At 65.6% G+C, this 25,304-nt stretch carries 24 protein-coding genes; 9 read left to right on the top strand and 15 right to left on the bottom strand.

Annotated elements, in window-relative coordinates:
• Positions 1-104: 104 nt before the first annotated feature.
• The 4 genes from sufD to ACYQ07_RS06750 all read right to left on the bottom strand — a co-directional run bounded on the left by sufD (position 105) and on the right by ACYQ07_RS06750 (position 9,174).
• Positions 105-1,334 (bottom strand): Fe-S cluster assembly protein SufD, encoded by a 1,230-nt coding sequence (gene sufD / locus ACYQ07_RS06765; protein WP_459879092.1) that lies wholly within the window; start codon positions 1,332-1,334, stop codon positions 105-107.
• Position 1,335: 1 nt separating this feature from the next.
• Entirely contained in the window at positions 1,336-2,766 is a 1,431-nt protein-coding gene (gene sufB, locus ACYQ07_RS06760) for a Fe-S cluster assembly protein SufB (protein ID WP_459879090.1), read from the bottom strand.
• Between the two features lie 53 nt (positions 2,767-2,819).
• Positions 2,820-3,743 (bottom strand): ABC transporter ATP-binding protein, encoded by a 924-nt coding sequence (locus ACYQ07_RS06755; RefSeq protein ID WP_459879088.1) that lies wholly within the window; start codon positions 3,741-3,743, stop codon positions 2,820-2,822.
• A gap of 127 nt (positions 3,744-3,870) precedes the next feature.
• Positions 3,871-9,174, bottom strand: coding sequence for a DNA polymerase domain-containing protein (locus ACYQ07_RS06750; protein WP_459879086.1), 5,304 nt, complete (start codon positions 9,172-9,174; stop codon positions 3,871-3,873).
• A 222-nt stretch (positions 9,175-9,396) separates the two neighbouring features.
• Between ACYQ07_RS06750 and ACYQ07_RS06745 the strand changes: the two genes are divergently transcribed.
• The 3 genes from ACYQ07_RS06745 to ACYQ07_RS06735 all read left to right on the top strand — a co-directional run bounded on the left by ACYQ07_RS06745 (position 9,397) and on the right by ACYQ07_RS06735 (position 10,499).
• Entirely contained in the window at positions 9,397-9,540 is a 144-nt protein-coding gene (locus tag ACYQ07_RS06745) for a DUF7331 family protein (protein ID WP_459880255.1), read from the top strand.
• Between the two features lie 78 nt (positions 9,541-9,618).
• Positions 9,619-10,026, top strand: coding sequence for a DUF7322 domain-containing protein (locus ACYQ07_RS06740; protein ID WP_459879084.1), 408 nt, complete (start codon positions 9,619-9,621; stop codon positions 10,024-10,026).
• A gap of 26 nt (positions 10,027-10,052) precedes the next feature.
• A complete protein-coding gene (locus ACYQ07_RS06735; RefSeq protein WP_459879082.1) occupies positions 10,053-10,499 on the top strand; it encodes a DUF7346 family protein in 447 nt (148 codons plus the stop codon).
• Between the two features lie 4 nt (positions 10,500-10,503).
• Here ACYQ07_RS06735 and rad50 read toward each other — a convergent pair whose 3' ends face one another.
• The 4 genes from rad50 to ACYQ07_RS06715 all read right to left on the bottom strand — a co-directional run bounded on the left by rad50 (position 10,504) and on the right by ACYQ07_RS06715 (position 15,232).
• Positions 10,504-13,200 carry a DNA double-strand break repair ATPase Rad50 gene (gene rad50, locus ACYQ07_RS06730; protein ID WP_459879080.1) on the bottom strand — a complete coding sequence of 899 codons (2,697 nt, stop codon included), beginning with the start codon at positions 13,198-13,200 and terminating at the stop codon, positions 10,504-10,506.
• Positions 13,197-14,510, bottom strand: coding sequence for a DNA double-strand break repair protein Mre11 (gene mre11 / locus ACYQ07_RS06725; RefSeq protein WP_459879078.1), 1,314 nt, complete (start codon positions 14,508-14,510; stop codon positions 13,197-13,199). The genes rad50 and mre11 overlap by 4 nt, the downstream gene beginning before the upstream one ends.
• Positions 14,507-14,857, bottom strand: coding sequence for a DUF7966 family protein (locus ACYQ07_RS06720; RefSeq protein WP_459879076.1), 351 nt, complete (start codon positions 14,855-14,857; stop codon positions 14,507-14,509). Before ACYQ07_RS06720 ends, mre11 begins: the two co-directional genes overlap by 4 nt.
• A gap of 111 nt (positions 14,858-14,968) precedes the next feature.
• Complete coding sequence (locus ACYQ07_RS06715) at positions 14,969-15,232, bottom strand: MarR family transcriptional regulator (protein WP_459879074.1); 264 nt, start codon at positions 15,230-15,232, stop codon at positions 14,969-14,971.
• A 170-nt stretch (positions 15,233-15,402) separates the two neighbouring features.
• Here ACYQ07_RS06715 and pan1 point away from each other — a divergent pair, with 170 nt between their 5' ends.
• A complete protein-coding gene (pan1, locus tag ACYQ07_RS06710) occupies positions 15,403-16,620 on the top strand; it encodes a proteasome-activating nucleotidase Pan1 (RefSeq protein ID WP_459879072.1) in 1,218 nt (405 codons plus the stop codon).
• A gap of 766 nt (positions 16,621-17,386) precedes the next feature.
• Here the strand turns inward: pan1 and ACYQ07_RS06705 are convergent.
• Positions 17,387-17,536 carry a hypothetical protein gene (locus tag ACYQ07_RS06705; protein ID WP_459879070.1) on the bottom strand — a complete coding sequence of 50 codons (150 nt, stop codon included), beginning with the start codon at positions 17,534-17,536 and terminating at the stop codon, positions 17,387-17,389.
• A gap of 73 nt (positions 17,537-17,609) precedes the next feature.
• On the bottom strand, positions 17,610-17,981 hold the full coding sequence (locus ACYQ07_RS06700; RefSeq protein WP_459879068.1) for a DUF7471 family protein: 372 nt from the start codon (positions 17,979-17,981) through the stop codon (positions 17,610-17,612).
• Between the two features lie 117 nt (positions 17,982-18,098).
• On the opposite strand from ACYQ07_RS06700, the gene ACYQ07_RS06695 reads away from it, so the two are divergent.
• Positions 18,099-18,605, top strand: coding sequence for a winged helix-turn-helix transcriptional regulator (locus ACYQ07_RS06695; RefSeq protein WP_459879066.1), 507 nt, complete (start codon positions 18,099-18,101; stop codon positions 18,603-18,605).
• A 15-nt stretch (positions 18,606-18,620) separates the two neighbouring features.
• Here ACYQ07_RS06695 and ACYQ07_RS06690 read toward each other — a convergent pair whose 3' ends face one another.
• Together ACYQ07_RS06690 and ACYQ07_RS06685 are read right to left on the bottom strand one after the other, a co-directional pair.
• The gene (locus tag ACYQ07_RS06690; protein WP_459879064.1) at positions 18,621-19,541 is read right to left on the bottom strand and encodes a glycosyltransferase family 2 protein; all 921 of its coding nucleotides are present in this window, start codon (positions 19,539-19,541) and stop codon (positions 18,621-18,623) included.
• 162 nt (positions 19,542-19,703) lie between these two features.
• Complete coding sequence (locus ACYQ07_RS06685; protein ID WP_459879062.1) at positions 19,704-19,976, bottom strand: MarR family transcriptional regulator; 273 nt, start codon at positions 19,974-19,976, stop codon at positions 19,704-19,706.
• 275 nt (positions 19,977-20,251) lie between these two features.
• Here ACYQ07_RS06685 and ACYQ07_RS06680 point away from each other — a divergent pair, with 275 nt between their 5' ends.
• Complete coding sequence (locus ACYQ07_RS06680) at positions 20,252-21,052, top strand: class I SAM-dependent methyltransferase (protein WP_459879060.1); 801 nt, start codon at positions 20,252-20,254, stop codon at positions 21,050-21,052.
• A gap of 37 nt (positions 21,053-21,089) precedes the next feature.
• On the opposite strand, the gene ACYQ07_RS06675 is transcribed toward ACYQ07_RS06680, so the two are convergent.
• Positions 21,090-21,500, bottom strand: coding sequence for a TRAM domain-containing protein (locus ACYQ07_RS06675; RefSeq protein WP_459879058.1), 411 nt, complete (start codon positions 21,498-21,500; stop codon positions 21,090-21,092).
• 96 nt (positions 21,501-21,596) lie between these two features.
• Positions 21,597-22,367, bottom strand: coding sequence for a YkgJ family cysteine cluster protein (locus ACYQ07_RS06670; protein ID WP_459879056.1), 771 nt, complete (start codon positions 22,365-22,367; stop codon positions 21,597-21,599).
• A gap of 349 nt (positions 22,368-22,716) precedes the next feature.
• Between ACYQ07_RS06670 and ACYQ07_RS06665 the strand changes: the two genes are divergently transcribed.
• Together ACYQ07_RS06665 and ACYQ07_RS06660 are read left to right on the top strand one after the other, a co-directional pair.
• A complete protein-coding gene (locus ACYQ07_RS06665) occupies positions 22,717-23,130 on the top strand; it encodes a MarR family transcriptional regulator (protein ID WP_459879054.1) in 414 nt (137 codons plus the stop codon).
• A gap of 734 nt (positions 23,131-23,864) precedes the next feature.
• Positions 23,865-24,278 carry a DUF5788 family protein gene (locus ACYQ07_RS06660; RefSeq protein ID WP_459879052.1) on the top strand — a complete coding sequence of 138 codons (414 nt, stop codon included), beginning with the start codon at positions 23,865-23,867 and terminating at the stop codon, positions 24,276-24,278.
• Positions 24,279-24,374: 96 nt separating this feature from the next.
• On the opposite strand, the gene ACYQ07_RS06655 is transcribed toward ACYQ07_RS06660, so the two are convergent.
• Positions 24,375-24,845, bottom strand: coding sequence for a Rieske (2Fe-2S) protein (locus ACYQ07_RS06655; RefSeq protein ID WP_459879050.1), 471 nt, complete (start codon positions 24,843-24,845; stop codon positions 24,375-24,377).
• 78 nt (positions 24,846-24,923) lie between these two features.
• Between ACYQ07_RS06655 and ACYQ07_RS06650 the strand changes: the two genes are divergently transcribed.
• The gene (locus ACYQ07_RS06650) at positions 24,924-25,304 is read left to right on the top strand and encodes a VOC family protein (RefSeq protein WP_459879048.1); all 381 of its coding nucleotides are present in this window, start codon (positions 24,924-24,926) and stop codon (positions 25,302-25,304) included.

The raw sequence follows: 25,304 nt of genomic DNA, 5'->3' as shown, positions 1-25,304 counted from the left end.
CCACCCCGACTTAAGGGGTTCCCTCGCGGGCGCGCCCGGCGAGCGCGCCGCTCCGACACGAGAGCTCCGTTCACCCGCCGGCGTTGAAAAAGGGGCGTGACCGCTTACGCCAGCCGCTGGCGCACGAGTTCCTCGACGTCGTCGCGGAACTCCTCGACCGCGATCTCCTCGAGGACGGGCACGAAGAATCCCTCGACGAGCATGTTGCGGGCCGTCCGCTCGTCGATCGTCCGACTCTCGAGGTAGAACAGGTCCTCGGCGTCGACCTGCCCGACCGTCGCGGAGTGGGACGCCTCGGTGTCGTGGTTGTGGATGATGAGCTTGGGCGACGCGTCGGCCTCGGCGTCGTCCGACAGCATCAGCGTGTTCTCACGCTGGTAGCTCGACGTGTTCCAGGCGTCCTGACCCACGTCCTGAACGCCCTCGTAGACGGAGCGCGCCACGTCGTCGAGCACGCCGCGCGTCACGAGGTCGGCCGTCGTGTTCTCGGCCTGGTGCCAGACGCGAGCGTTGATGTCGAAGTGCTGGTCCTCGTTACCGAAGAACGTCCCGACGATCTGGCTCTCGGAGCCGTCGCCGTTCAGCTCCGTCTCGACGTCCGAGCGCGTGAGCTTCGAGCCGAAGTTGCTCTCGATCCAGTTGACTGTCGCGTACGTGTCCGTCACGCCCCGCTTGAGCGAGTACGTGTACGTGTCGTCGTCGAGGTTCTGCAGCGACCCGAACTGGACGTTCGCGTTCTCGCCGCCGACGACCTCCACCAGGTTCGAGAAGTAGCGGTCGCCGTCGACGGGCTTCGAGGCAGCGGCCTCGCCATCGCCCGACTCGATCGACTCGAGGATCGTCACCGAGGACGACTCCTCGGTGACCACGAGCGTCTGGCTGAACAGCGAGCGGGAGTTCATCTCCGCGCGGATCGTCACGTCCTCGACGTCGACGCCCTCGGGAACGTAGACGAACGTGCCGGTCGTGAAGAGGGCGACCGACATCGCCGTGAGGTAGTTCTCCTCGGGGTCGATCACGGACGCGAAGTGCTCTTCGAGCACGTCGCCGTACTCGTCGAGCGCCTCGGTGAACGGGAGCACGACGGCGTCGCCGCCGCCCGTCCGCTCCGTGGCGTCGGACTGGTCGAGCGGGTCGACCAGCTGCTCGAAGTCGAGCGCCTCGAGGTCGGTCCACTTGCGACCGGGCGTCTGGATGACGTCCGGGAGGTCGGCCGTTTCGAGCGCGGCGAGCGCGTCGAGGCGGGCCTCGAGGAGCCACTCGGGCTCGTCGCGTTCGTCGGCGATGCGTCGTACCGTCTCGTCCGAGAGACTCTCGATTGCTTTCGTGCTCATGTTACCCGAGCGAACCCTCCATCTCGAGTTCAACCAGCCGGTTGAGCTCGACCGCGTACTCGATCGGCAGTTCCTCCGTGATCGGCTCGATGAACCCCGAGACGATCATCTGCTTGGCGTCGTCGTCGTCGAGACCGCGCGACTGGAGATAGAAGATGTCCTCGTCGCCGATCTTGCCGACGGTCGCCTCGTGGGCCACGTCGACCTTCGACTCGTTGATCTCCATGTACGGCATCGTGTCGGACGTCGACTCGTTGTCGAACATCAGCGCGTCGCACTCGACGGCGGTCGAGGAGTTCTCGGCGCCGTCGGCGATGTGGACGAGCCCGCGGTAGTTCGTGCGGCCGCCGTCCTTCGCGATCGACTTCGACTCGATGGTCGACTTGGTGTTGGGCGCGTTGTGGTACACCTTCGCGCCGGTGTCGATGTCCTGCCCCTCGCCGGCCATGGCGATGGTGATGTGGTTGTCGGAGGCGCCTCGACCCTTCAGGATCGTCGACGGGTACAGCATCGTTGCCTTCGACCCCATCGAGCCGGAGATCCACTCCATCCGGCCGTTCTCCTCGACGATGGCGCGCTTGGTGTTGAGGTTGTACGTGTTCTTCGACCAGTTCTGTACCGTGGAGTACTGGACGTGGGCGTCCTCGCCGACGAACACTTCGACGCCGCCGGAGTGGAGGTTGAACGCCGAGTACTTCGGCGCGGAACAGCCCTCGATGTAGTGCATCTCGGAGCCCTCCTCGGCGATGATGAGCGTGTGCTCGAACTGGCCCATCCCCTCGGAGTTCATCCGGAAGTACGCCTGGACCGGCATCTCGACCGTCACGTCCTCGGGGACGTAGACGAACGAGCCGCCGGACCAGATGGCGCCGTGCAGCGCGGCGAACTTGTTGTCGCTCGGGGGGACGCACTTCGTCATGAAGTGCTCGCGGACGATCTCCTCGTGCTCCTGGACGGCCTTGTCCATGTCACAGAAGATGACGCCCTTCTCCTCCCACTGCTCCTGCATGTTCTGGTAGACGATCTCGGACTCGTACTGTGCGCCGACGCCCGAGAGCGCCTGCTTTTCGGCTTCCGGAATGCCGAGCTTGTCGAAGGTGTCCTGGATCTCCTCAGGAAGGTCCTCCCAGTTGTCCGCGCCGCCGCGCTTGTCGATGTCGGGACGGATGTACGGAACGATCTCGTCGATGTCGACCTCCGAGAGGTCCGGCTGTCCGGGCCAGTCGGTCGGCATCGGCATCGCCTGAAACTGCTCTAACGCGCGCAGGCGGCGCTCCAGCATCCACTCCGGTTCGTCCTTGTCCTCGGAGATGAGTCGAATCGTCTCCTCGGTCAGCCCCTTGTCGGCCTTGAAGGCGGACTTCTCCTCCTTCTTGAACTCGAAGCGGGCTTCGGTGTCTGTCTCTTTGAGGTGGTCTTGTTCTGAGCTCATTGGGTAGAGTTTGCGTCTCTGGTCGTATAGCGTTGGTGCGTAATCACGTGGGGTTACGCCGTCTCGAAGGCTTCCTCGCGGACCCAGTCGTATCCCTTCTCCTCGAGCTTCTCTGCGAGCTCGGCGTCGCCGCTCTTGACGACCTTGCCGTCGAGCATGATGTGGACGCTGTCGGGCTCGACGTAGTCGAGAATCCGCTGGTAGTGGGTGATCTGGAGCACGCCGGTTCCCTGCTCGTCACGGAGCGCGTTGATGCCCTCGGAGACGTCCTGCAGGCGGTCGATGTCGAGACCGGAGTCGATCTCGTCGAGCACCGCGATGGCGGGCTCGAGCATGGCGGCCTGGAGCACCTCATTCTGCTTTTTCTCCCCGCCGGAGAAGCCGGCGTTGAGGTAGCGCTGCATGAACTTCTCGTCCATGTCGAGCAGCTCCATCTTCTCTTTGAGGATCTGCTGGAACTCGGCGACGCCGATTTCGCCCTCGTCGGTGGGACCCTCCATGGGGGAGGAGTCGTAGCCGGCGCCCTCGTCGTCGGCCGCCTCGGCCTCCTCGTCGTCCTCGTCTTCGAACAGCTCTTCGCGCTCGTCCGCTTTCGCGTTGAGCGCCTGTCGGAGGAAGTTCGTCATCGTGACGCCCTCGATCTCCGCCGGATACTGGAAGCCGAGGAAGATGCCGAGCGCGGCGCGCTCGTTGGGCTCCAGTTCGAGCAGTTCCCACGTCAGGTCCGCCTCGGTGAGCTCGGCGTCGATGTCGGCAACGTCCTGCTCGTCGAGGTGGAGCAGAATCTCCCCCTCGGTCACTTCGTACGCCGGGTGGCCGGCGATGACCTTCGCCGTCGTCGACTTCCCGGAGCCGTTCGGTCCCATGAGCGCGTGAATCTCGCCGGAGTTGACCGTCAGGTCGACGCCGCGGAGAATGCGCTCGCCGCCCTCTTCCGCCACTTTCGCGTGGAGGTTGTTGATCTCGAGAGTTGCCATATGTAGTGTCAGTGCCTCGTGCCTGTAACGTGGGCACAACGGGGGTTAATGCTTACGCATCCACCCGGAGGAAGTCGGTGAACAATGAACGTCTTTTTGTGAATTAGAAACTCAATTTCCCGATGCACTACATAAAGGAGCCGAGCCCGGTCTGTTCCTGGCCCGTTTTGACCTCCTCCCACGACATCCCGAGCGCCTCGATAACCCGCTCGATCGGCCCTTTCAGCGTCTTTTCGAGCATTTTCTCGTAATCGACCTCGAACTCCTCGGGCACCTGGTCGGCGTATTCGAAGCAGATTACGTCCGGGTCGCGTTTGAACTCGCCGTACAACGGGTCGGTCTGCGGATCGAGCGCATCCTCACCGGACTCCATCCGCTGCCAGAAGTCGGGGTGGACCTTCTTTACGTAGATCCGCTTGGGCTTCGATCCCCGGTCGAAGTTCGTGCCGAACAGCATGTTGGCGTACTTCGCGCCCCGGACCTGTGCGGTCGGCGTGTCGTACGCGTCGAGTCGCTTGCCGATACCGCCGGGGATCCCGAGCTCCTCGAGGTCGATGTCGCCGTCGAGCACGTCCTCGATGACGCCCGCGAGGTACGTCCGGATCTCCTCGAGGTCCTCGTCGATGTCGTCGCCCGTCACGATCGTCTCGATCACCGACTGCTGGACCTCCTTCGTGATCCCCGCAATGTCCGAGCGCTTGTACTCGAAGCCGGTGATGTCGATGTCGTCGACGTCTTTCCCCTCCTTCCAGATGATGTGGCCCGCGTACCGCTTCTTCTTGCCCGCCTGGAAGAAGCGCCGATAGAGCTTCTCGAACTCGATCTGGAAGCGGTGGTCGTCCGCGTTGAGCACGTCGGCCGCGAAGTCGTCGTACCGGTCGTTGATGTGGTCCTCGATGTCGAAGGAGGCGTCGATCGCCCCCTGTTTGTCGCGATCACCGAGCGAGAGCATGACGGAGTCGGTGTTGTGGAGGACGATCCCACCGACACCGTCTACGAAGTTCTCGTTTTCCGCGACACTGAGGTCGTACACGTAACCGTTGTGCTCGACCTCTTCGACGACGGGAGCACGGCCGCTGCGATAGAAGTCGCACGTTCGGATCGTGTAGCTGTCCTTCGTATCACGATACTTGAGTGAGTGCTTTTTGCCGCGCTGGATCAGTAGCGTCGAGAGCCCGGCGGCCAGTTCTTGGCTCGTCGTCTCGAAGTCGAAGTTACGCTCGGCGTATTCGTCGGAATATCGCGGGAATTCTCGCGACCCATCTCCTTCAACTAACACGTCAAGGAACATCGCCTGTTTCTCCGCCGGGAGGTTGAATACGAAGCCGGGGATCCGTTTTCCTCTGGATGTCTGTCCGGCGAACCCCCGGAAGAACACCGCCGACAGCTCGTTCATCATCTGGAGTTTGAAGGTCGTATCGTCATACGTAACGCTTTGCTCGCCGCCGGCAGTTTCGTACTCAACCGTCCGCTCAACCGACGAGTCGGATGCGATGATGCTCGCCGTCGCGCCCTCGAAGAGACGCTCGTAGTCCGCTTTGAGTCCTTGCAGCCATTCCTCACGGGATTCAGCGATGCTCGCACCGAACCGCGAGCTCGTCGTCTCGACCGTCGAGGCGCTTCCCTCAGTGACGTACGCGGCAAGGAGGCGGAGCAGCGCCTCGCCGTCTTCCGAGTCGAGGTCGACGTGTCGCTGCACCTTAATCGTCTTGCCGAGGTCATCGTGATGCGCGTGGCCGAACCAAACCCACTCATCGTCCGCATGAACGTGCTTGACCTTCGTTTCCGCGTTCCCCGTCCCAACGCTGCGGCCGTCTTCGTATTCCCGGGTGTACCCGTTCAGCACCTCGTACACGTCAATCGTCTCAAGTGGCTCCACGTCGGGGAGGCCGGGGATCCGAAGCGGCTCCTCAACATCCTCCGGTGTGGCCTCAACGTACTCCCCGTTGTCGTCAACCACGAACGAGTGGTCTCGTGTTGTCGTCGACTCACCGAACTTGTGTCGCAGCCTGACGACCGGCTTGTCGGTTTCGTGTCGGACCACGTTGTTGATCGGTTGCCACTCAGGTTCTCCACCGTCGGACAGCGACAGCGCCTCCCACTCCTTGATCGGTCGGCGGTCCTTTCCGAGCGATGATTCGGCCACTGCGCCGCCGTCGGCGGCGATGAGCACGTCGGCAGTGCCTTCAGATCCGGCCCGGTCGAACAGGTCCTCGATGGGAAGCACTCTGACGACTCCATCGGGGTCGCGAACGACGACCGGTCTGTCCCCGGTCACGCTGTCCCCGTAGGTCACCTCGTGGCCGATTTCATCGGTGACATCCGCGGTGAAGTCGATCACCTCTCGGTTCGTCGAGGTGACGCCGGCGCTCATCTCGCGGTCGTACAGCCGGAAGCGGTCCCAGCCGAAGACGCCGTAGAGGCTGTTCATGATCACCTTCACGGCGCCCTGCTGGCGGTCGTAGCGCTCGTACGCCTCGCTGCCGGGGTCGTGTTCGTTCCGCAGCGCCTTCTTCTCCTCGCGCTCGTCGAGGAGTTCGGTGACCATCTCCCGGATGATGCCGTCGGGCTCCTTCCGGAAGTGGACGCCCGTCGGCGTCCGATACGTCTCGCCGTCGTACGTTTCGGGGTCGACTTTCGTCTCCGGCGACGCGTTGATCGTCACCATTGACATCGGGTAGAGTGACTGGCCGACCCACTGGAGGTGGCCGTTCCGTCCCGCGAGCACGACGTGGTTGTCCTTCGCGGTGAGACAGTACACGTCACCGTCGTGTGGTTCCGTCGTCGCCTCCGCCTTCTTCATCGAACCCTGCTTGCCGATTGAGACGTACCACGTTCCGTCAGACTGCTTCGATACCGTCGGCTTTTCGCCACACCGGATCGCGAGACGAACGACATTCGTTTTCAACTGGTCGCTTTTCGTCCAGAACTTCGCGAGGCCGCTGTCCGCGCGGCTCCCGTCGCCCGCGATTATCGCGTCGAGAAGCGTCTCGAGGTGGCTGGCGTCGAGTTCAAACACCCAGTCCGGGACGTGTTTTTGGTCGTACCCGTCGCCACAGTTGTCCAGGAACCAGTCGTGAAGGTAGCGGTTGGAGACGGTGTAGCGGTCCTCATCAACGCTGTAGTTCAGTCGCATTCGGTCAAGGAGGTTCCCGATCCGCTCGCGACCGCCCTCGTCCTGCTGGTGGAGAACGATTCCGGGCGACTCCCGGACGAAACTTCCCTCAGTGACGAACCATCCGACGAGTTCGAGCCAGTCGTCCATCTCGAACGAAAGAGGCGTTTCGGCGTGTCCGCGGTCGTGTTTCAGGAAGACCTCGTCCGCTTGTCTCTCGATGACTGCTCGATTCTCGCGAAACGTTTCGAGTGGGACCAGGTACTTGCCAGTCTTCTCCTCGGTAGCTGCGAGCCGTGATGACCCGTTCGCCCAGTCGAGTTCGGACTCGACGCCGCCCGGCATCGCGGCACGGAACGCTGTGAGTCCGTCGTGTGCATAGATGACCGCGTGCCCGCCATCGACGTCCTCGAATAACCGGAATTGGTCGCGGGTTTCTCCTGCCATCGGTTCGTGGTTCGGGAAGGCAAACCGCTCCGCCTCCGGGACATCACGGTACTCCGAAAACGCGTAATCCGACGGGTCGAGACCGTCCCAGCCTCGGGTCTTCGAGAGCAAGAACCGGTGATTCTCCGTCACCTTAAAATCGTGCGTGTTGCCGGAGACGTGGTGGAGTTCACCGTACTTGTTGCCGTACGACTGCGTGTCGACAACCGGCTTGAGCTCACACTCGAACGTCTCGGGGTCCAGCGTGTACACGGGGTCCCCGACCTCGAGCTCCTGGATGTTTCGGAGTCCGGAGGGAGTCGCAACCTCCGTATCCCCGCTGAAGCACTTCAAGTCGAGCACGCTCACCATTTCGCGCACGCCGGTGATCGGGTCGAAGACGGCGCCGCCTTCGAAGTCCTCGGCTTCCTGTTGCCCCTTGGAGGGGAGCGCGAAGTTGCCGTACGCCATGTGGAGCACGTACATGTCGACGGCGTCGCCGGGCGTCGTCGCATCCTCCAGCTTACAGCCGACGAGCTTGCGCGCCTCGTCCCAGAACGGGATCACGCCCTGGGTGCGGTCGATCTCCACGCACAGCTCCACGTCGCGGATGCTGTACTCCAACAGCCGCTCGGGGTTCTGCTCCCACAGGTCGCCGATGTCGCCGGCATACCGCTCCTTGCCGACGCCGAGCTCGCGCTCGCCGATGGCGTCCAGCCGGTACGACTCCAGCTCCGTGAACATCGTCCGCTTGTAGGCGTACAGCAGGTCGAAGACGACCCTCCCCTTCACGTCCGGGCCACCCCACCCGGAGCGCCACACCTCGTTGATACGCGAGAGCCGGTCGGGCGTCAGATCGGCGTCGACGTCCGGCCTGTCGTTCAGCACCTCCATCCGGTCGAGCAGGTACGGCGCGTCGAAGTCCTCGAAGTTCCAGCCGGTGAGCACGTCAGGGTCCGTGTCGTCGAGGTAGTCGACGAACGCGTCGAGCATCCCCGCCTCCGTGTCGAACGTCTCCACCCGGAAGTCGAGCTCGCCGTCCCCGACGATCCCCTCGTAGTCGGGCAGGTTTTCGGGCGCCGGCACCTCGGCCTCGGGCGCGTCGTACAGCCACACCACGTACTCGTCGTCGAAGGAGTCGTGGCTGGTGAGACAGATGATCGGCTCCTCGCCGTCCTCGGGAAAGCCGCGGCGGTCGTCGACCTCGATGTCGAAGGTGTTCACTCGCATCGGCGCGTCGACATCGGCCGGCTCCAGCATCCCCTCGTGGACCTGGATCGTCCCGTCCTCCAGCCGGCGCTCCTCGACGCGCATGCTGCCGTTGATTCCGTTGTCAATGAGGAACCGGTTGGGGAACAGGATGTCCGCCTCGAAGGTCGTCGCGTAGTCGTCACGGATCTGTCCCACGTCCCGTGGTGTCCGTCCGATGATCCGGGTGAGCTTCTCGCCGCGGATCGACTCGTAGGGCTCGCCGTCGGGGCGCTCCTCGCGGGTCCCGATCACCGCGTCGTGCTCCTCGACGGGGTCGGCGTCGAGCTCGTCGGTCGGCACGTAGAAGTAGGGCTCGACGCCCAGCACGCGGACGTGTTCGAGTTCGGCGTCGTCGCCCTCAGTGGCGCTCGCCGGTCGCCGGCCGAACACGTGCACGACCGGATACTCGTCCGCGCCGTATCCCTCGACGGCGTAGTCGACCTGGGTGATCATCAGCTCGACCGTCCCGGTCGATTCGGGGAACTTCGCCTCGTCGACGTCGACGACGTCGCTGACGTGCCCGTCGCCGCCGCCGGCGACGACCTTCGCCTCCGCGGCGGCGTGGTCGTCCCGGTCCGTGGCGTCGGACCCGTCCGTGTCGTCGGGGGTGGAGAAATCGGTGAGACCCGACTGGTTCATGGTGGGTCTTTCTCCCACCCGGCTAAAAAGCTCGGCTTTCCGGCCCTGCTGGAGGCCGCCCGTACGCTGCCCCCGCCGGCGTGCGCCGGTGCATGGCGGGGTTCGATGTGGCTGGAACCGCGACTCCGCCATGCGCCTCGTCGGCGTTCAAAGGACGGAAAGGCATTTATTATGGTATGTCGTAACACGGTCGTGACCTCGAATCCACATGCGGACGACGGGATGCAGCGCTCCGGTGACACGGAAGCCACCGACTCCGAGGTGGAGGCCTACGAGGACGACGGAAACGTGGTGTTTTTCGACGCCGCAAACCCCCTCGCGTGGGTCGAGGCGAGCCGAACCGTCCCGCTCCACGACGCCGCCTGACGATCGGCGCCGGCGTCGTAGCGGACGCCACCGTACGCGAGACAAAACCGCTTTCCTGTCTGCCCCCCAAACCCGGCCGTGAACCCGCTCGACGAGGAGAACGAGGGTGAGCTCGCCCTCGAGAAGAACGCCGCCTCCGATGCCGAGACGGACGACGCGTCCGGCCCCGAGATCCCGGTCGCGCCGAGCGTCGACACGTTCGGCACCGACGACGAGGACTTCGATCAGGATTTCGGCAACATCGGAGACGTCGACGGCGATACGCTCCAAGCGTTCGTGCGGTGTGTCATCTACCTCAACGCCGCCGTGCTCCTCGTCAGCCTCGGGACCCTGTTCTGGTACTTCGAGGGCCGAGTGCGGTTCGGCCAGGGGTTGCTCCTGCTCGGCGGACTCGCGGGCGCACGCTGTTATCAGACGCACCGAGAGTGGCGGCTCGAGCAGGACGACGATGACGACTCCGAGGACGGCGACGCCCCGCAATCCTAATCCGGCCGCTCCCCCTCGGGTCCACCATGCAGACGGTTCGTGACGCCGACGACCGTGAGTTCCTCCTCGTGAAACGCTCCAAGGAGTCCAGCCGCGTGCGGGATCCGGCGACCGGCGAGGAGCGCTACCTCGACAACGACGATCTCACCATGGTCGACGGCGAGTCCCCACTTGAGACCGCCGCGCGCGGCGTCCCGGCAGCCGCTCGACGCGTGCTGAAAGCGACCCACAACGACCGCTCGCTGGGACTGCTGTTGGAAGTCGTCGACCGTGGCCCGGTGTCCGTACTGGCGCTGATGGACGACTACGACATGTGTGAGTCCGACCTCCACGGGACGCTCTCCGAGTTCCGCGCCGCGGGGCTGGTGAGGGAGGCCGACGCCGCCGGGCGCCGCGGCTACGAGGCGACCGAAATCGCCATGTCGGCGGCTGCGTTCCTTCGCGACGGGAAAACAACGGACGACACGGGGTAGTCCGTTAGTCGTCGGCGAGCTCCGCGAGGTCGACCGCCTCGGTCGGGTCCTCTCGGGTGACCGACGACCGGTTCGTGCGCGCATCCTTCTCCACCCGAACCAGGTCGTCCGCGGCGCCAACCAGCTCGTCGTCGTGGCTCACGATGATGATCTGTCGGACGCCGAAGCCGCGCATCTCCTCGACGAGGTCGGCCAGCCGGGAGACGTGGCCCGAGTCGAGAAACACCGTCGGCTCGTCCAGGATGAGCGGCGGCGTCGGCGCCGACCCCTCGATCCCCTCCGCGAGCAGCCGGTAGATCGCACAGCGAAGGGAGAGGTTGAACAGGGCGCGTTCGCCGCCGGAGAGCTGCTCCGGCTCCAGCGCCTCCCCGTCCTTCTGATAGACGGTCAGATCGTACTCGCCGTCGAGCTCGATGTGCGAGTAGGCGTCGTTGCCGTACACTAACTCGAACGTCTCGTTGAGCATTCGCTCCAGCTCCACGACGTTCCGCCGGCGAAGCTCCGCGCGAAGGTCGCCGTACATCGACTCCAGCTCGGCGGTCTCCTCGTGGAGCGTCTCCAGCGCGTCGACCGCTTCGGCCAGTTCGGCTCGCTCCTCGCGAAGCTGATCGAGCGCCTCGAGGTCGGCTTTGACGCCGCCGATCGCGTTCTGGAGCTCCGTGCGGCGGTCGTCGAGCCGCTCCAACTCGGACACGACCTGCTCCAGATACTCCTCCGCGTTCCGTTTGTCAGTCTTCGCCGTCTCGACGGCCTCCTCGTCGACCGCCTCCCGAAGCTCGTCGCGCCGCTCGCGTTTGTCGGCCAACCGCTCGCGTCGCTCGTCGTTCGTCTCCCGCTTGCTCTCGCGTTTCTCGCGGAGTCGCTCGATCCGGTCTTCGGCGTCCGCGACGGCGTCCAGCCGCTCCTCGACGGCGTCGACCGCCGAGCGCGTGCGATCGACGGCCTCCAGTTGCTCCTCCAGTTCGGCCACACGTTCGGCGGTTTCGGCCGCCTGATCGCGCTTCTCGTCGGCCACGTTTCGTGTGTTTTCGGCCTGATCGCGGAGCTCGGCGGCCTCCTCGCGTGCCTCGCTCGCCTGCTCCCGCTTTGAGGCCGCCTCCTCACGCTTCTCCTCGACGCGCTCTGCCAGCATCTCGGTCGTGGAGTCGATCTCGGCCAGCCGTTCCTCCGCCTCGACGAGCGCGTCGAGCGCCTCGATCCGGTCGGCGAGCTCCGTGACGCGCTCGCGGGCCGTTTCGAGTTCGTCTTCCAGTTCGGCCACGCGCTCGCGGTCGTCCTCGACCCGGTGTGCATGCGGGGAATCCTCGACGGACTGTCCACACTCGGGACACTTGCCAGCGTCCAGGAGCTCCTCGGCCTCGTCCACTCGCTCCCGGGCGTTCGAGAGGTCTGCCTCCAGTTCGGCCACGCGCTCGCGGGCGTCGCCGCGGTCCTCTCGAAGCTCCCGGCGGCGATCGGCGGCTTCGCCGCGTTCCACGTCGAACGAGGAGTTCTCGAACCGCTCCCGTAGGGATTCGGCTTCCGTCCGGAGATCCTCAAGTGACGACTCGCGCTCGTCCGCGACGGACTCGGCCTCCTCGGCCGCGCTCTCCAACTCCTCGGCACGGGATTCGGCGTCGGCGGCACGTTCCGCGAGGTCGTCCGCCTTCTCGGCGAGGTTGCTCGCCTGATTCCGGAACGCCTCCGCCTCGACGCGCAGGTCGTCGAGCTCGTCGGTCAGCTCCGTTTCTTGGTCCTCTAGTTCGGCGCGGCGCGCCGTGATCGCCTCCGTCGTGGCGGCGTCGAGCCCCGCATCGTCGAGCCGCTCTTCCGCCTCGGAATCCAGTTCCGTGATCTCCTCGCGCGTCTCGCGGATCCGGGTTTTGAGCTCGTCGCGCTCCCGTTCGGTCTCGCGGACCCGCTCTTCGAGGTCGGAGACTTCCCCGGCGACCTCTTCCAGCTCCTCGCGGCGTTCGGCGTGCGTCTCCAGCACCGCGGCCGCCTCATCGCGAGTTTGACGCGCCTTCTCGCGCTGCTGCTCGTAGTTCTCGATCGACTCCTCCACTTCAGCGAGGTCGCTTTCGAGGTCGTTGAGCCGGCCGTGGAGGTTCGCGTCCTCCTTCTCGGCGATGCGGGCGTCCTTCTCCTCGAGGACGGCTCGCTTGGAGTTGCGCACGTCCTCGACGCCGAGCCGGGCGTCGCCGGCGCGCTCGCGGTACTCCTCAAGCTTGCCGAGTTGGAGCAGGTCGTCGATGGTGTCCTGACGCTGGCTCGGCGAGGCGTTGATCAGCTTGTTCACCTCACCCTGCCGGACGTACGCGCAGTTGACGAACGCCTCGGCGTCCATCCGGAGCAGCTCCGTGACGAACGCCCGCACCGCGGTCGCCCCGTCGCGGGTCACGTCGGCGCCCGCGGTCGCCTCCAGCGTGCACTGGTGGTCGACTCGTCCGTCGTAGTCCCGGAGGCGTCGCTCGATGTGGTAGGAGACGCCGTCGTGGGTGAACCAGAGTTCGACTTCCGTCTCCTCCTCGCCGTTGGTGATGGCGTCGTCGAGGGTGCCGTCGAGCGCCTTCGAGCCGTACAGTGCGAAAAAGCACCCCTCCAGCAGCGAGGACTTTCCGCTGCCGTTGAGTCCGTGGATGACGGTGACGCCGTCGGTGAGATCGAGGTCGGCGTCGGCGTACGGCTTGAAGTTCGACAGCCGGATGCGGTCGAATCTCACAGGTAGTCCTCCATGGAGACCTGGTCGTCAGTTCCGACATCCGGGTCCACCTCAGCGTCGGGCGTCGATTCCGTCTCGGCGTCGGGAACCGATTCCGTCTCGGCGTCGGGTTCCGGTGCTGTGTCGATCTCGTCAGTCTCGCCCTCCTCGCTCTCCTCGCCACCCTCCCCGTCGCCCCCTGCGTGCTCGAAGCTCTCGGGGTCGTCCGCGAGGCGCTCGGCGACGCGCGTCTTCACCTCCTCGCGGACGTTGCTGTCGGCGACCTTGCTCGCCCGGATCGTCTCGTCGACGTCGAGGGCGGCCGTCGACAGCGCCATGTCGTCGATCCGCTCGCGGACGGCGTCCTCGGGGTCCGCGAAGCTCACGTCGATGTCGGTGTCGGTCTCGACCTCGCGGCGGTCCGTCACGCGGGCGATGAGGGCGCCGTGCTCGTCGGCGTACTCCTCGACCGCGGCGGGCGTGACGGGGTCTCCCTCGCCGATGATCTCGACGAGAACGACGGCGTCGTCGAGGTCGTGTTCGCCCACGCGCTCTCGGACGCGAGCGAGGCCCTCACCCTCATGGAGCTCGACGGGGACGAACACGAACTCCCGAGTGTCGATGGCACGCCGGCGGATCTCGACGCGGTCGTCGCCGCCGGCGGACTCCTCGTCGAAGGTGACGAGGTTGTAGCCGCGGCCCTCCTCCTCGCTCGCGCTGGCGCGCTCGGTGGAGCCGCAGTAGGTGACCCACGTGTCCGCGACCTCCGCGCGGTCGGGTTTGTGGTTGTCACCGAGCAGCAATGCGTCGAAGTCGACGGTGCTCTCGGTGAGCACCTCCTCGGTGTCCCAGTCGCCGTGGACGAACGGCTCGAACAGACCGTGAGAGACCAACGCCGCGTAGTCGGCGTCGTGCGGGGCAAACTCGTAGTCGAGTTCGTCACGTCGGGAGACGGGAACGTGGTCGATCCCGTAGAAGGCGGTGTCGCCGACCACGGTCGGCTCGTCGCCCAGTCGGGTGGCGAGTCCGAGGCTCTCGAAGAGGTCGAGCCACTGGCCCCCCCGGGTGGACTCGTGGTTGCCGACGACCGCGAGGAACGGCACGCCTGCGTCGTCGAGCCGTCGGAGCTCGCCGAGTACGCCCATCAGGTCGGACAGTTCCGGGCGGCGGTCGTGGAAGAGGTCGCCGGCGTGGACCAGCGCGTCCACCTCGTCGTCGACCGCGTCGTCGACCACCGCGGCGAACGCGTCGAGGAAGTCCTGTCGTCGAACCGGCGAGTGGTACTGCTGATACCCGATGTGGGTGTCGCCGGTGTGAATCACCCGCGTCATTGGGTCGACCCTTGGCCGCTAACCCCTTTAGGGGTTCCGGGGGCGGGATCTCCGCGGGCGGGTTGCTCAGCCGGGAACTCCCCACGGGCCGCCGCCTGCAGGTCCCGGTAGTCGTCGAGCGCCGCTTGGCCTCGGTTCGCGAGGTCGGTCCGACCGTCGCGCTCGGCGGCGGCGACTGCCTCGCGGAGTCGGTCAGTGCCCACCGCGTCGAGAAAGCCGGCGGCTCGCCGGAGGTCGTCGCGCGCGGCGTCCGCCTCCCGCAGGACGGCCACGTAGGGGCGTGTCGCGGTGTCGGTGCGGTTCGCGAGCGCGGCGAGCGCGCGCTTGACGGCGTCGGTGGTGACCACGGGTGGTCTGCCGCGGCTTCACACAAAAGGTGTGGGTGGCGCTGGAGCGCCGGCGGCCGGAGAGAAGAACCGAGTGAGAACGGAGAGACGGGACTGACGGAAACGCGCCGATCAGACCGCGAGGGTGTAGAGCCGCTTGCGCGCGTCGGCGAAGGAGAACCGGGAGTCGACGACCTCCGCCTCCTCCAGCCGCGAGAGCGCGTAGCGGACGGTGCGGGGCGGCAGGAGCGTTTCCTCCGCCAGTTCGCTCTGCGTCAGCGTGTCGTTGTAGTCAAGAACCTTTGCGACGAGCTTCGCGCTCGGGGGCAGGTCGCGAACGTCCTCCCAGCGGTCCGTGGTGTCATCGTCGGCGGTGACGGCCTCAGTGGTGCTCATGCGTATCTCGTTCTGTGTCATGCTGGAAGATAATATTTACTATCCAGATTGATTACTGTTGGACATTACGGTGCGGCGTGGTGCCGGCGCGCTCCGCGGGGCCGACGCGGACGAAACGGGGAGTACCCCTACCCGAAGCCTCTTATCCGCCACCCGCCTAAAACTCGGCAATGAGTGATACGGTTGAGGACGTCGACATGCCGTACGACGATGAGTCGGCGTCTCGTCAGGAGAAGATCGAGTCCCTCCAGGAACGGCTCGATGTCCTAGAGTCCCAGAACGAGGAGATGCGGGACAAACTCCTCGACGCGAACGCCGAGAACAACAAGTACCAGCAGAAGCTTGAGCGACTCACCCACGAGAACAAGAAGCTCAAGCAGTCACCCCTGTTCGTCGCCACCGTCCAGGAGGTCACCGAGGACGGCGCCGTCATCAAACAGCACGGCAACAACCAGGAGGCGCTGACCGAGGTCACCGACGAGATGCGCGAGGAGCTCTCGCCGGATGACCGGGTCGCCGTCAACAACTCGCTGTCCGTGGTGAAGACCCTTGAGAAGGAGACCGACGTTCGCGCCCGCGTCATGCAGGTCGAACACTCCCCGGATGTCACCTACGCCGACATCGGCGGTCTCGAAGACCAGATGCAGGAGGTCCGCGAGACGGTCGAGATGCCCCTGGAGCACCCGGACATGTTCGAGGACGTGGGCATCACGCCCCCGAGCGGCGTTCTGCTGTACGGGCCGCCGGGCACGGGCAAGACGATGCTCGCGAAGGCCGTCGCCAACGAGACCGACGCCACCTTCATCAAGATGGCCGGCTCCGAGCTCGTCCACAAGTTCATCGGCGAGGGCGCAAAGCTCGTGCGTGACCTCTTCGAGGTCGCCCGCGAGAACCAGCCCGCCGTCATCTTCATCGACGAGATCGACGCCATCGCCTCGAAGCGGACGGACTCGAAGACCTCCGGCGACGCCGAGGTCCAGCGCACGATGATGCAGTTGCTCTCGGAGATGGACGGCTTCGACGAGCGCGGCGACATCCGCATCATCGCGGCGACCAACCGCTTCGACATGCTCGACCCCGCCATTCTCCGGCCCGGTCGCTTCGACCGCCTCATCGAGGTGCCCAAGCCGAACACCGCGGGTCGGGAGATCATCTTCCAGATCCACACGCGTAACATGAACCTCGCGGCCGGCGTCGACTTCGACGAGCTCGCCGAGATGGCCGACGACGCCTCCGGCGCCGACGTGAAGGCGATCTGCACCGAGGCCGGGATGTTCGCCATCCGCGACGACCGCACCGAGGTCACGATGGAGGACTTCCTCGAAGCGTACGAGAAGCTCTCGAAGTCGGACGACTCCGGCGGCGACGACGCGCTGGCGTTCGCCTGATCGGGCAACTCCCCGTTTTTGCGTTTGTTGGGTCCGTTGCAATCCTCTTGTGCAGCTGCAAACGTCTCTGAATCAGCCGGTTAATGAGGAGCGCTTGTTGATCGAGGGCGGGAGTAGGTGTGTCATGTGAGTTGGTGTGTCGTTTATTAGTGGGGCCTCGGTGGTGCTGTGAGTCGTTTATAAGTGACTATTTGAGTGAGTACAGCGACAAACACCTCCAAAGCCCCAGCCGGCTCCGGTCGAGGGTTCCGGAAGACGTTCCGGCTCGCTACGCTCGCGGGCTGCGACTTCCGTCGTCCCGCTCGCAGGCTCGCGGGACGCTCGCTGCGCGCGTTGCAGGGCGTCTCTCCGCACAGCCCGACGCCCTGCAACGTGCTTACGTCGCCCGTCGTCCCGGACCACGGGCGAGACGGTCCGGGGGACCGTCTCGCTGTTTCCCGCCTGCGGCGGGAACGGCTGCCCCTTTGAGCCCCACCCCGCCCCGCACAGCACCGCAGCCTCAGCCCTCCCCAGCCTCGGCGGGCGGGCCGCCGCGGGACCGCTCCGCGGCGGCCCGCCGCCTCCCTCGCGCGCGTTTCTCGCGCGCGCCGACCGCAGCTGGAATTTAAAAGGAGAGCAGCGGAATCGCTGATGGTCATTTATCAGTAGTCACCGATGACGCCGATTGCAACACTCACTCCCGATATCACTCACCGAGGATTCCGTGTTGACCGCAACCGAGTCAGGGCTTGTCACCGAGTGAGGATTTCAACGGAGCCGTTTTGTCTTATAAGGCCGCCAGCATCGCGTACGGCAGGAGGAAGAACAACACGAAGATCAGCGCGCAGGCGAGTCCGTAGCCGATGCCGACGCCGGCGAGCGACCGCCAGCGGTCGTCGGCGAGCGCGTCGGTCACCGCGGAGCCGTCGAGGGACATACCCGACACTCCGTCGGTCGGGGCTTAAAGGTGACGTGGGGCGGCGCGGTCGTGCCGACGGTCCACCCGGACCTTACTCCTCGTCCGACGGCTCCGCGGGGAGCGCGCCGGGTGCGTGCGCGTACACTGCGTACAGCACGAGCGCGGCGATGAGAAAGTCGAGCGTATGTTCGAGAAAGTGGTGCGCCGGCATCGGCACGACCCCGAGCACGGTGGCGGCGCCGACGAGAGAGCGTGCGAACAGCGCGCCGACGGCCACACTCACGAGCAGAAACTGCCGAGAGCGCCGGCGTTGATACGCGACCAGGCTGACGGCGAACAGGATCCCGGTGCCGAGGCCAGCGACCGCCACGACGACGAGCAGCGGGAGCGACCCCTCGACACTCCACCACTCAGGGTGGAGCGCGGGGTGGAACGATGCCGGAGGTGCGGAAACGAACGTCACGAGTCACCGTTTGTCGGTGACCGTCGCTTAAGAACCCGTCCCCGCCGAGTCCGAGTTGGCATCGGCCGGGAAGCGACGAGCCCCTTTTAGGGAACCGCCGCCGAGACCGGAACGATCATGGCGTCGACCCGCGACCGCATCCGCCGACACGTCCACGAGACGCCCGGCGTCCACTTCAGCCGTGTCGGGCGGGAGCTCGACCTCGCCACCGGCCAGGTCCAGTACCATCTCCGGCGGCTCGTTCGTAACGGCGAAGTCGTCCGCGAGGAGGTCGGCGGGCGCACCCACTACTTCGCACCGACGTTCGATCCGTGGGAGCGCCGAACCGTGGCGTACCTCCGACGGGAAACTGCTCGCGGAATCGTCGTTCGCCTCCACGCCGAGGGGGCGACACGTCCCACCGATCTCGCCGCCGACCTCGACGTCGCTCGGAGCACGGTGGCGTACCACGTCGACAAGCTCGCCGCTGACGACGTGATCCAACGGGAGACGGACGGGCCGATGCGGGTGGCGCTCGTCGACCCCGAACGTACTGCCGCGCTGCTGGAGGCGGTGTCGCCGTCGCTCCCGGAGCGGGTCGTCGACAGGTTCATCCGGACGGTCGACAGGCTGCTCGACGGGTAATCGGGGGCGTGGCGGCTACGGTGACCGATCGTCGTACTTTGCCACCGCACGATCCGCACGAGTGGAGATACCGTTCGGGTTGCGCGCCGGCGACCGGTCTTTCGCACGGGCCATCATCCCGTCGGAAGCGCCGGACGCCATTCCCACAACGACATCGCGACCGTTACTGGCCCAACTGGAGGGCGTTGCCTCGCCACGGACCACATCGCGAGCGACCGACAACGCGTCGGAGACGGCGTGAGTCACCGCCCGGCCGAACACGGTCGGTCGGACGCCGTAGTTCTTCGCGAGCCGGTAGGCGAGTCCGCGGTACTTCCAGCCCCAGTCGCGGGTCTCGCGACCGCCGTCGGCCGCGGTCGTCGCCGGCGGTTCGCGAGTGACGGCAAGATCGGGCTCCCATGCAACCTCGTGACCCATGCCCGCGAGCCGGTGGGCCGCATCACGAGCGCCGCCAACGTGGAGGTACTCGTCGAAGCCGTCGAGGTCGCGGAGCGCCTCCCGGCTGAAGACGGCGTTGCCACCCTTGACGTAGGCGACCTCCCGTCCGCCGATCGTGCGGCGCTCGGGAGTTTCAGTGGCCTCGCCAGCCGACAGATCCTGGTGAACGGGCCCCGTCACGACGGTGGCCTCTTCGAGTCCGGCTTCGACGCCGGCGACCCACGTCTCGTCGATCCGGTTATCGTAGTCAACGAGCGCGACCGCATCGCCGGACGCCACCTCGATGCCGGCGTTGCGGGCGACGTTGACCGTGCGGTCGGCGACCTCCACGAGCACGTCCACGTCGTCGCGGTCGCGGACCATTCCGGTCGTGCCGTCGGCGGAGGGACCGTTGACGACGACCACCTCCGCGTCGGGCGCATGTGCCGCCAGCGCGTCGAGACAGGCGGCAAGCTGGTCCCGTCCGTTGAGCGTCGGGACCACGACCGAGAGCGTCATAGTCGCCCTTGAGGGACCGGGGACTTAAAAAGCACCCGTGGTGTGACGCGGCGTGGGAGCCGGGAGCACGCCGGCTCCCTTCGGCCGGAACCGTCGCTCGGGTTGCTCGGGAGCAGGCGATTGGCGGCCAACGCGATCGCGGAGAAACAGCGACGGCGACGCTCAGACGGTGAGGTAGTACACCTGCTTGCGAGCGTCCTTGAAGCTGTAGCGGGAGTCGACGAGCGACTCCTCCTCGAGACGGTTGAGCGCGTACCGCACCGTGCGGTCGGGCAGCAGCGACTCCTCGGCGAGCCCGCCCTGCGAGAGCGGGGCGTCACTCTCCAGCACTTTGGCGACGAGTTTGGCACTCGGGGGGAGTTCGCGCAGACGTTCGCGGTACTCGCTCTCGCTCAGACGGTCCTGGTCAGCAACCTCCACGTGACTGGTACTCATGTCCCACGAAACCCGGTCGGAGTTGGTAAAGGTTGTCTCCATATGGGCCAATCCGATACGGATAATATAATGACCTATTATCACATGTTCCATATCTCTCATAAGTGATCGTTCGTGTGGGTTGGGGCCGGGATACGGTCGCCGGAGGCCGCTCGCGCTCGCGACCGCCGGCGAGCGACCCGATCCGCCGGCAACCGCGAGCGCGCGGCGGCGACGGCAACCCGTCACGGGCTTCCAGTACGGTTTTGTTGCCGGGGCGTGGAGAATGGGGTAGCGTGAAAGGACAGGATTGGTATCAGGCCGACGAGGTCGCGGAGGAGTACGACGACGTTCGGTTCACGGGCGGCGGCGCGCTCATCGATCGGCGCGAGAAGGAAGCCGTGCTGTCGGCGCTCGGACCCATCGAGGAGGGCCACCGTGTGCTGGAGGTCGCCTGCGGTACCGGCCGGTTTACGACGATGCTCGCCGACCAGGGTGCGAACATCATCGGGCTCGATATCTCGCGAGAGATGCTCGAACAGGGCCGCGCCAAGGCGGCCGATGCCGGGCTGTCCGACACGGTCGAGTTCCTGCGTGGCGACGCCTCACGGCTCCCGTTCCCGGACGACCACTTCGACTCGGTGGTCGCGATGCGCTTTTTCCACCTGATGGAGGAGCCGGCGCCGTTCATCACGGAGCTCCAGCGTGTGAGCAGCGAGCAGGTGTTCTTCGACACGTTCAATCGCCGGAGCCTGCGCGCGCTGTACACCTGGCTGCTGCCGATGGGCTCGCGCCTCTACTCGGAAGACCAGGTCGTCGAGATGCTGCGTGCGGCCGACATGAGCCTCGCCGGCGAGGAGCACGACTTCGTGCTCCCGTACGGCTTCTATCGCAAGCTCCCCGGTGCGGTCGCGAAGCCGTTCCGGGCGCTCGACGAGCTGATCGGCAACACGGTCCCCGGCGACTACGTGGCGTCCGTCTCCTACTGGGACGCGCGCGTCCCCGAGTCGGCGTTGGAATCCGCCGCTGACGAACCGAACGAGACAGCCGAAACAAGCGATGCGGACGACGAAACCGCTGTCGACGACTCCGCGTAGGTGTCGTCGACACCGCGCCGCCGCGCTCGGCGGCGCGTTAGACGTCTTCTTCGATAACTTCGCCCACCGCGAAGTTCGACTTCACTTCCGTGATCTCGATTTTCACCCGCTCGCCGACCTCGGCGCCGGGGACGATGATGACGTAGCCGCGCTCGACGCGGGCGATGCCGTCGCCCTGCTTGCCGAGATCCTCGATCTCGACGTAGCGCAGCTCGCCCGGTTCGACCGGCGGCTGTGGGCCGTCATTCGAGCGCGACGGCGAGGCGTCGGCACTCCCGTCGACGGAGGCGTCGCCGCCGCCACGCGAGATGAGCGCGACGCGGTAGGTGTCCCCTGGCTCGATGGAGCCGGTCTCGACCTCACGGCGCGGCACCTCGACGACGTAGTTGTCTCCCTCCTCACGTACATCGGCACTGAACAGACAAAGGAGCTTCTCGGAGATTTCCATAGTAGACTCCACCCGAACGTTGGGACCGCCGAATATAGTTGTATCGCCGACATCGGTCAGTGGGAGTCGTCGCCTCCACAGCTCCTGCCAAACCCCCTACTCCTCGGGAATCGGCGTTCCATCGGGGCGTTTCGCCCCCTCGGAGTCGTGAACCACCACCTCCGAATCGGTGCGAGCCGCGGCCGTCGGGTCGTAGCCGTCGCGCACGGCGATCGCCTCCTTGAGCTCGCGCACGGCGCGCTCCTTCAGGGCGTCCGCCAGCGACTCCGCCGCCTCCCGGTCGATGTCCCGACCCAACCCCTCACACTCGTGTGCGCGGACCATCCCCGCCGAGTCGACCGCTTCGCCCATCGGCTGGCTGGTGCCGCCGAGCGCGATGCTGAACGGGTACGTCCGGCAGATCAGCGGGCGCGCGTCGTGGACCGTGCAGGCGCCCGGCCCGCCGTCGCCGTCATCGTAGAAGGTGCAGTCCCCGCACTCGTCGGTGGCGATGGCCCACTCAAACGTCTCGCCGACGGGCTCGCCGTCCTCGTCTTCCGTGAGTCCGTACGGCATCGGGCGCGCGGCGTCGCGCCAGTCGTACTCCTCGCCGAACTCGGCTTCCGCGGCCGCCTGCAGGGTCCGAACCTCATCCGGGAACACCGTCGCCGTGTGGGGCTCGCGGTCGTCGTGACAGGCGTCGTCGTCCGTACTGGCCGCCTCCTCCTCGGCATCCTCGGACACAGCCCCAGCCTCCGACGCCGTCTCGTAGCCCGTACAGCAGCCGCCACAGCGCGTGCACTCGAAGCCGATGGTCTCGATGGCGTCCGCCAGCGCCGACACCTCGAGCTCGCGGGCGCGCTCCAGCTCGGCTTCGAGGCCCTCCATGCACGCCGGAACGGGAGCCGGCGGGTTAACGTCGTCCCTTCCACGTCCTCGCATCCTCGGTATCAGGAAGCACGTCGGCGCGCCCGCGGAGCGCGAGGGAGGCGGGAGCGCGCCGGCGTGGCGGTGCGGTCCGCCGGCGCGCTCGCCGCCGAGGCTGGGGAGGCGTGAGGTGCGGGGCTGTGCGGGCCGCACAGGAGCCCTCCGGCCTCGAGGAGCATCCGGATCCCACATCCCCGGCTCTGTTGAACCCTCTCATTCAAACATATTCCCGCCTGAAACCGCCAATCGGTGAGAACTGCGAATTGACCGAAACATCTTTGTGATACAATTGACTACATTCGGGTACACTATGCCGGTCCTGCTCAAAGACCACGACTCTGAACTCGACCTTCGGCCAGGAACCACAAAGTCAGACATCGTGGCGTACCTGTACCGGAATCCGGAGTGGGGATACTCCCCGAAGGACCTCAAGGAGGCTCTTGACATCCCCCGAGGGACCGCCACAACTACACTCAAACGCCTCTACGACGACGACTACATTGGTAAAACCGACGACGGCTACTACCACGCTCTGAGCGAACGAGAAGACATCGGACGGTATGTCTCTAGTCTCGACCAAGTGCACCGGCTGTTCGGTCACCACCGCGATGTGGACGCCACTCCGGAAGAACCCGAGAAACAAATCGGCGAGGGTCGCACTGACGAGGATCTCGACGCAGAACTCGCAGAGTTAGAAGACGAGAGTGGCGGCTTCGATGAGTAAACTATCAGCAGGAGACGTTTGCTGGGCACGAGACCCAACGGATGCCCATCCTCAGAGACCAATCATCGTCTTAGCTCACGATACACACCCATTCAGTGCCACTGATTGTACTGTTATGTGTATCGGGACGAGCGCCGGAAAGTACCAGCAAACCACACCTGAACTCAAAGACAAGCACCTCAACGATATCTCATTCAATGAAACGTCGTACCTGATGCCATGGGCCCTCTACACAATTGCACCGGGATCACTCATGAACGGGAAGACAAAAGGTGAACTTACAGAAGATGGACGGAGACTGGTGAAAAAGTCACTAATCTCTCTCATTCCATAACTAGTAGACTGTGGCAGCCGGCACAGCCTAATTGAACCAGCTTGAAGCAACTCGTAGTGAAACGAACCATACACTGAGTGGTGCCTACTTCACCTGTACTGACCACAGGGGTGACAAACGTGTCACTCTCCAAGGATTGCAACAGAGCCATATCTCCTATACGCTCTTGTGTAGCACATTGTTGATGGAGAGCCTTCTTGCGATTCCGTGGTGGATCGATCGGATCGAGAACGTACGACTCAGCGGTTCTGACGGCCGGCTACTGAATGAGATCTGTAACGGGTGACTGTATCAACAATCTCCTACGGAAGAGCGCTCCTATAAGCACGCACTGAGCGCGGCGACCGCCCTGGCAACCACGAGCGAAGGAGCGAAGTGGCCAAGTCACCTACGAGGGAGCGTGAAGGAGTACGAGCGGAAGGGGCTGCTTGAACGCGTCAACCGGGAGGCGTCGACGGTCGGCGTCGACATTCCCGAGGAGATCGAGATCCAGGGCGAGACGCTCGAGCTCCAGTCGTTCGTCTTCGAGGTCGGCCGTCGAGACTCGATCCCGCCCGGCGAGCGCGAGCGCGTCGAGACCGCAAAGCGCAACCTCCGCCGCGAGCGGATCGAGCGCGTCGAGCGGATCGAGGAGGGCGACATCAGCTACGAGGAGGGCGAGGAGCTCGCGGCCGCCGTCATCGGGATCGACCGCGCGCTCGACGCCTTGGAGAGCCTCGGCGACCCCGACCCAGAGACGGAGGCGCAACGCCAGGAGACGATGGACCGGAAACGCTGGATGAACTTCCTGCAGAAGGCGCTCGGCCGGGAGTAGGGTGGGTCGGCGGGTGTGGACGACGGTCGCCAGCGGCGGAAGTCGCTAGCGCACGCCGGAGGCGGGCGTACACGCTTTTAAACCTCTACGCCCGGCTCAGTTCCCCGTAAAGTCGATCCGTGAGCCGCCGGCCTCGTCGTCGCGCGTCGCCTTGCCGAGCCGGACGAACGCGTAGTCCTCGTCGGTCAGGTAGACGCCGCCATCCGTGACGCTCACGTCGACCGTCTCCAGCACGGAGCCCTCACACGGCCCGAAGTTGCAGTAGCCGCTCTCCTTCTCGAAGGTGGCGCCGTGTTTCTGACAGAAGATCTCGCCGTTGCGGACGAACGCGCCGTCGCCCTTGTCGAGGCGCACGTCCGTCCAGTGTTGACAGTAGTTGCGGAAGGCGGCGACGCCGTCCGACAGGCGGATCAGCAGGATCTCCGCCTCCGGGGTGCCGTCTTCGCCGGCGCCCACGTCGCCCTCGCCGTCGCCGAGCACGTCGTCCGCCAGCGGGCGCACGGTGGCGAGCAGGGTGCCGTCCTCGGGAACCTCCTCCACGTCGACGATCCGCCGGTCCGCGTCCATGTCGGAGGGTGGCCCGCAGCCGGTTTCAACGTTGCGCGCGGCGGTCGCTTATAAGCGCGCGGGCGTCCTCGCTCCGGTATGCCCGTCACCGGCATCGACCACGTCGTCTGTACCGTCTCCGACCTCGACGCCGCCGTCGACTTCTACGGCCGGCTGCCCGGCATCGAGCACGTCACCTACGGCGACGACCGCCACGCGCTGCAGTGTGGCGATCAGAAGATCAACCTCCACGAGGCCGGTGACCCCATCGAGCCGCGGGCGCCCGAGGCGGAGCCCGGCGACTCCGACCTCTGTCTGCTCACGGACGTTCCGGCCGACGACCTTCTCGCGGAGGTAGAGGACGCCGGCCTCGACGTGGAGCTCGGCCCGGTAGAGCGCACCGGCGCCCGCGGACCGCTCACCTCGGTCTATCTCCGGGATCCCGACGGGAGTCTGATCGAGGTGGCGACGTACGAGTAG

This window comes from Halorubrum gandharaense (genome assembly GCF_054654575.1).
Note: the sequence above shows the minus strand (reverse complement) of the source record. Positions and strands in the feature narration are given on the sequence as shown.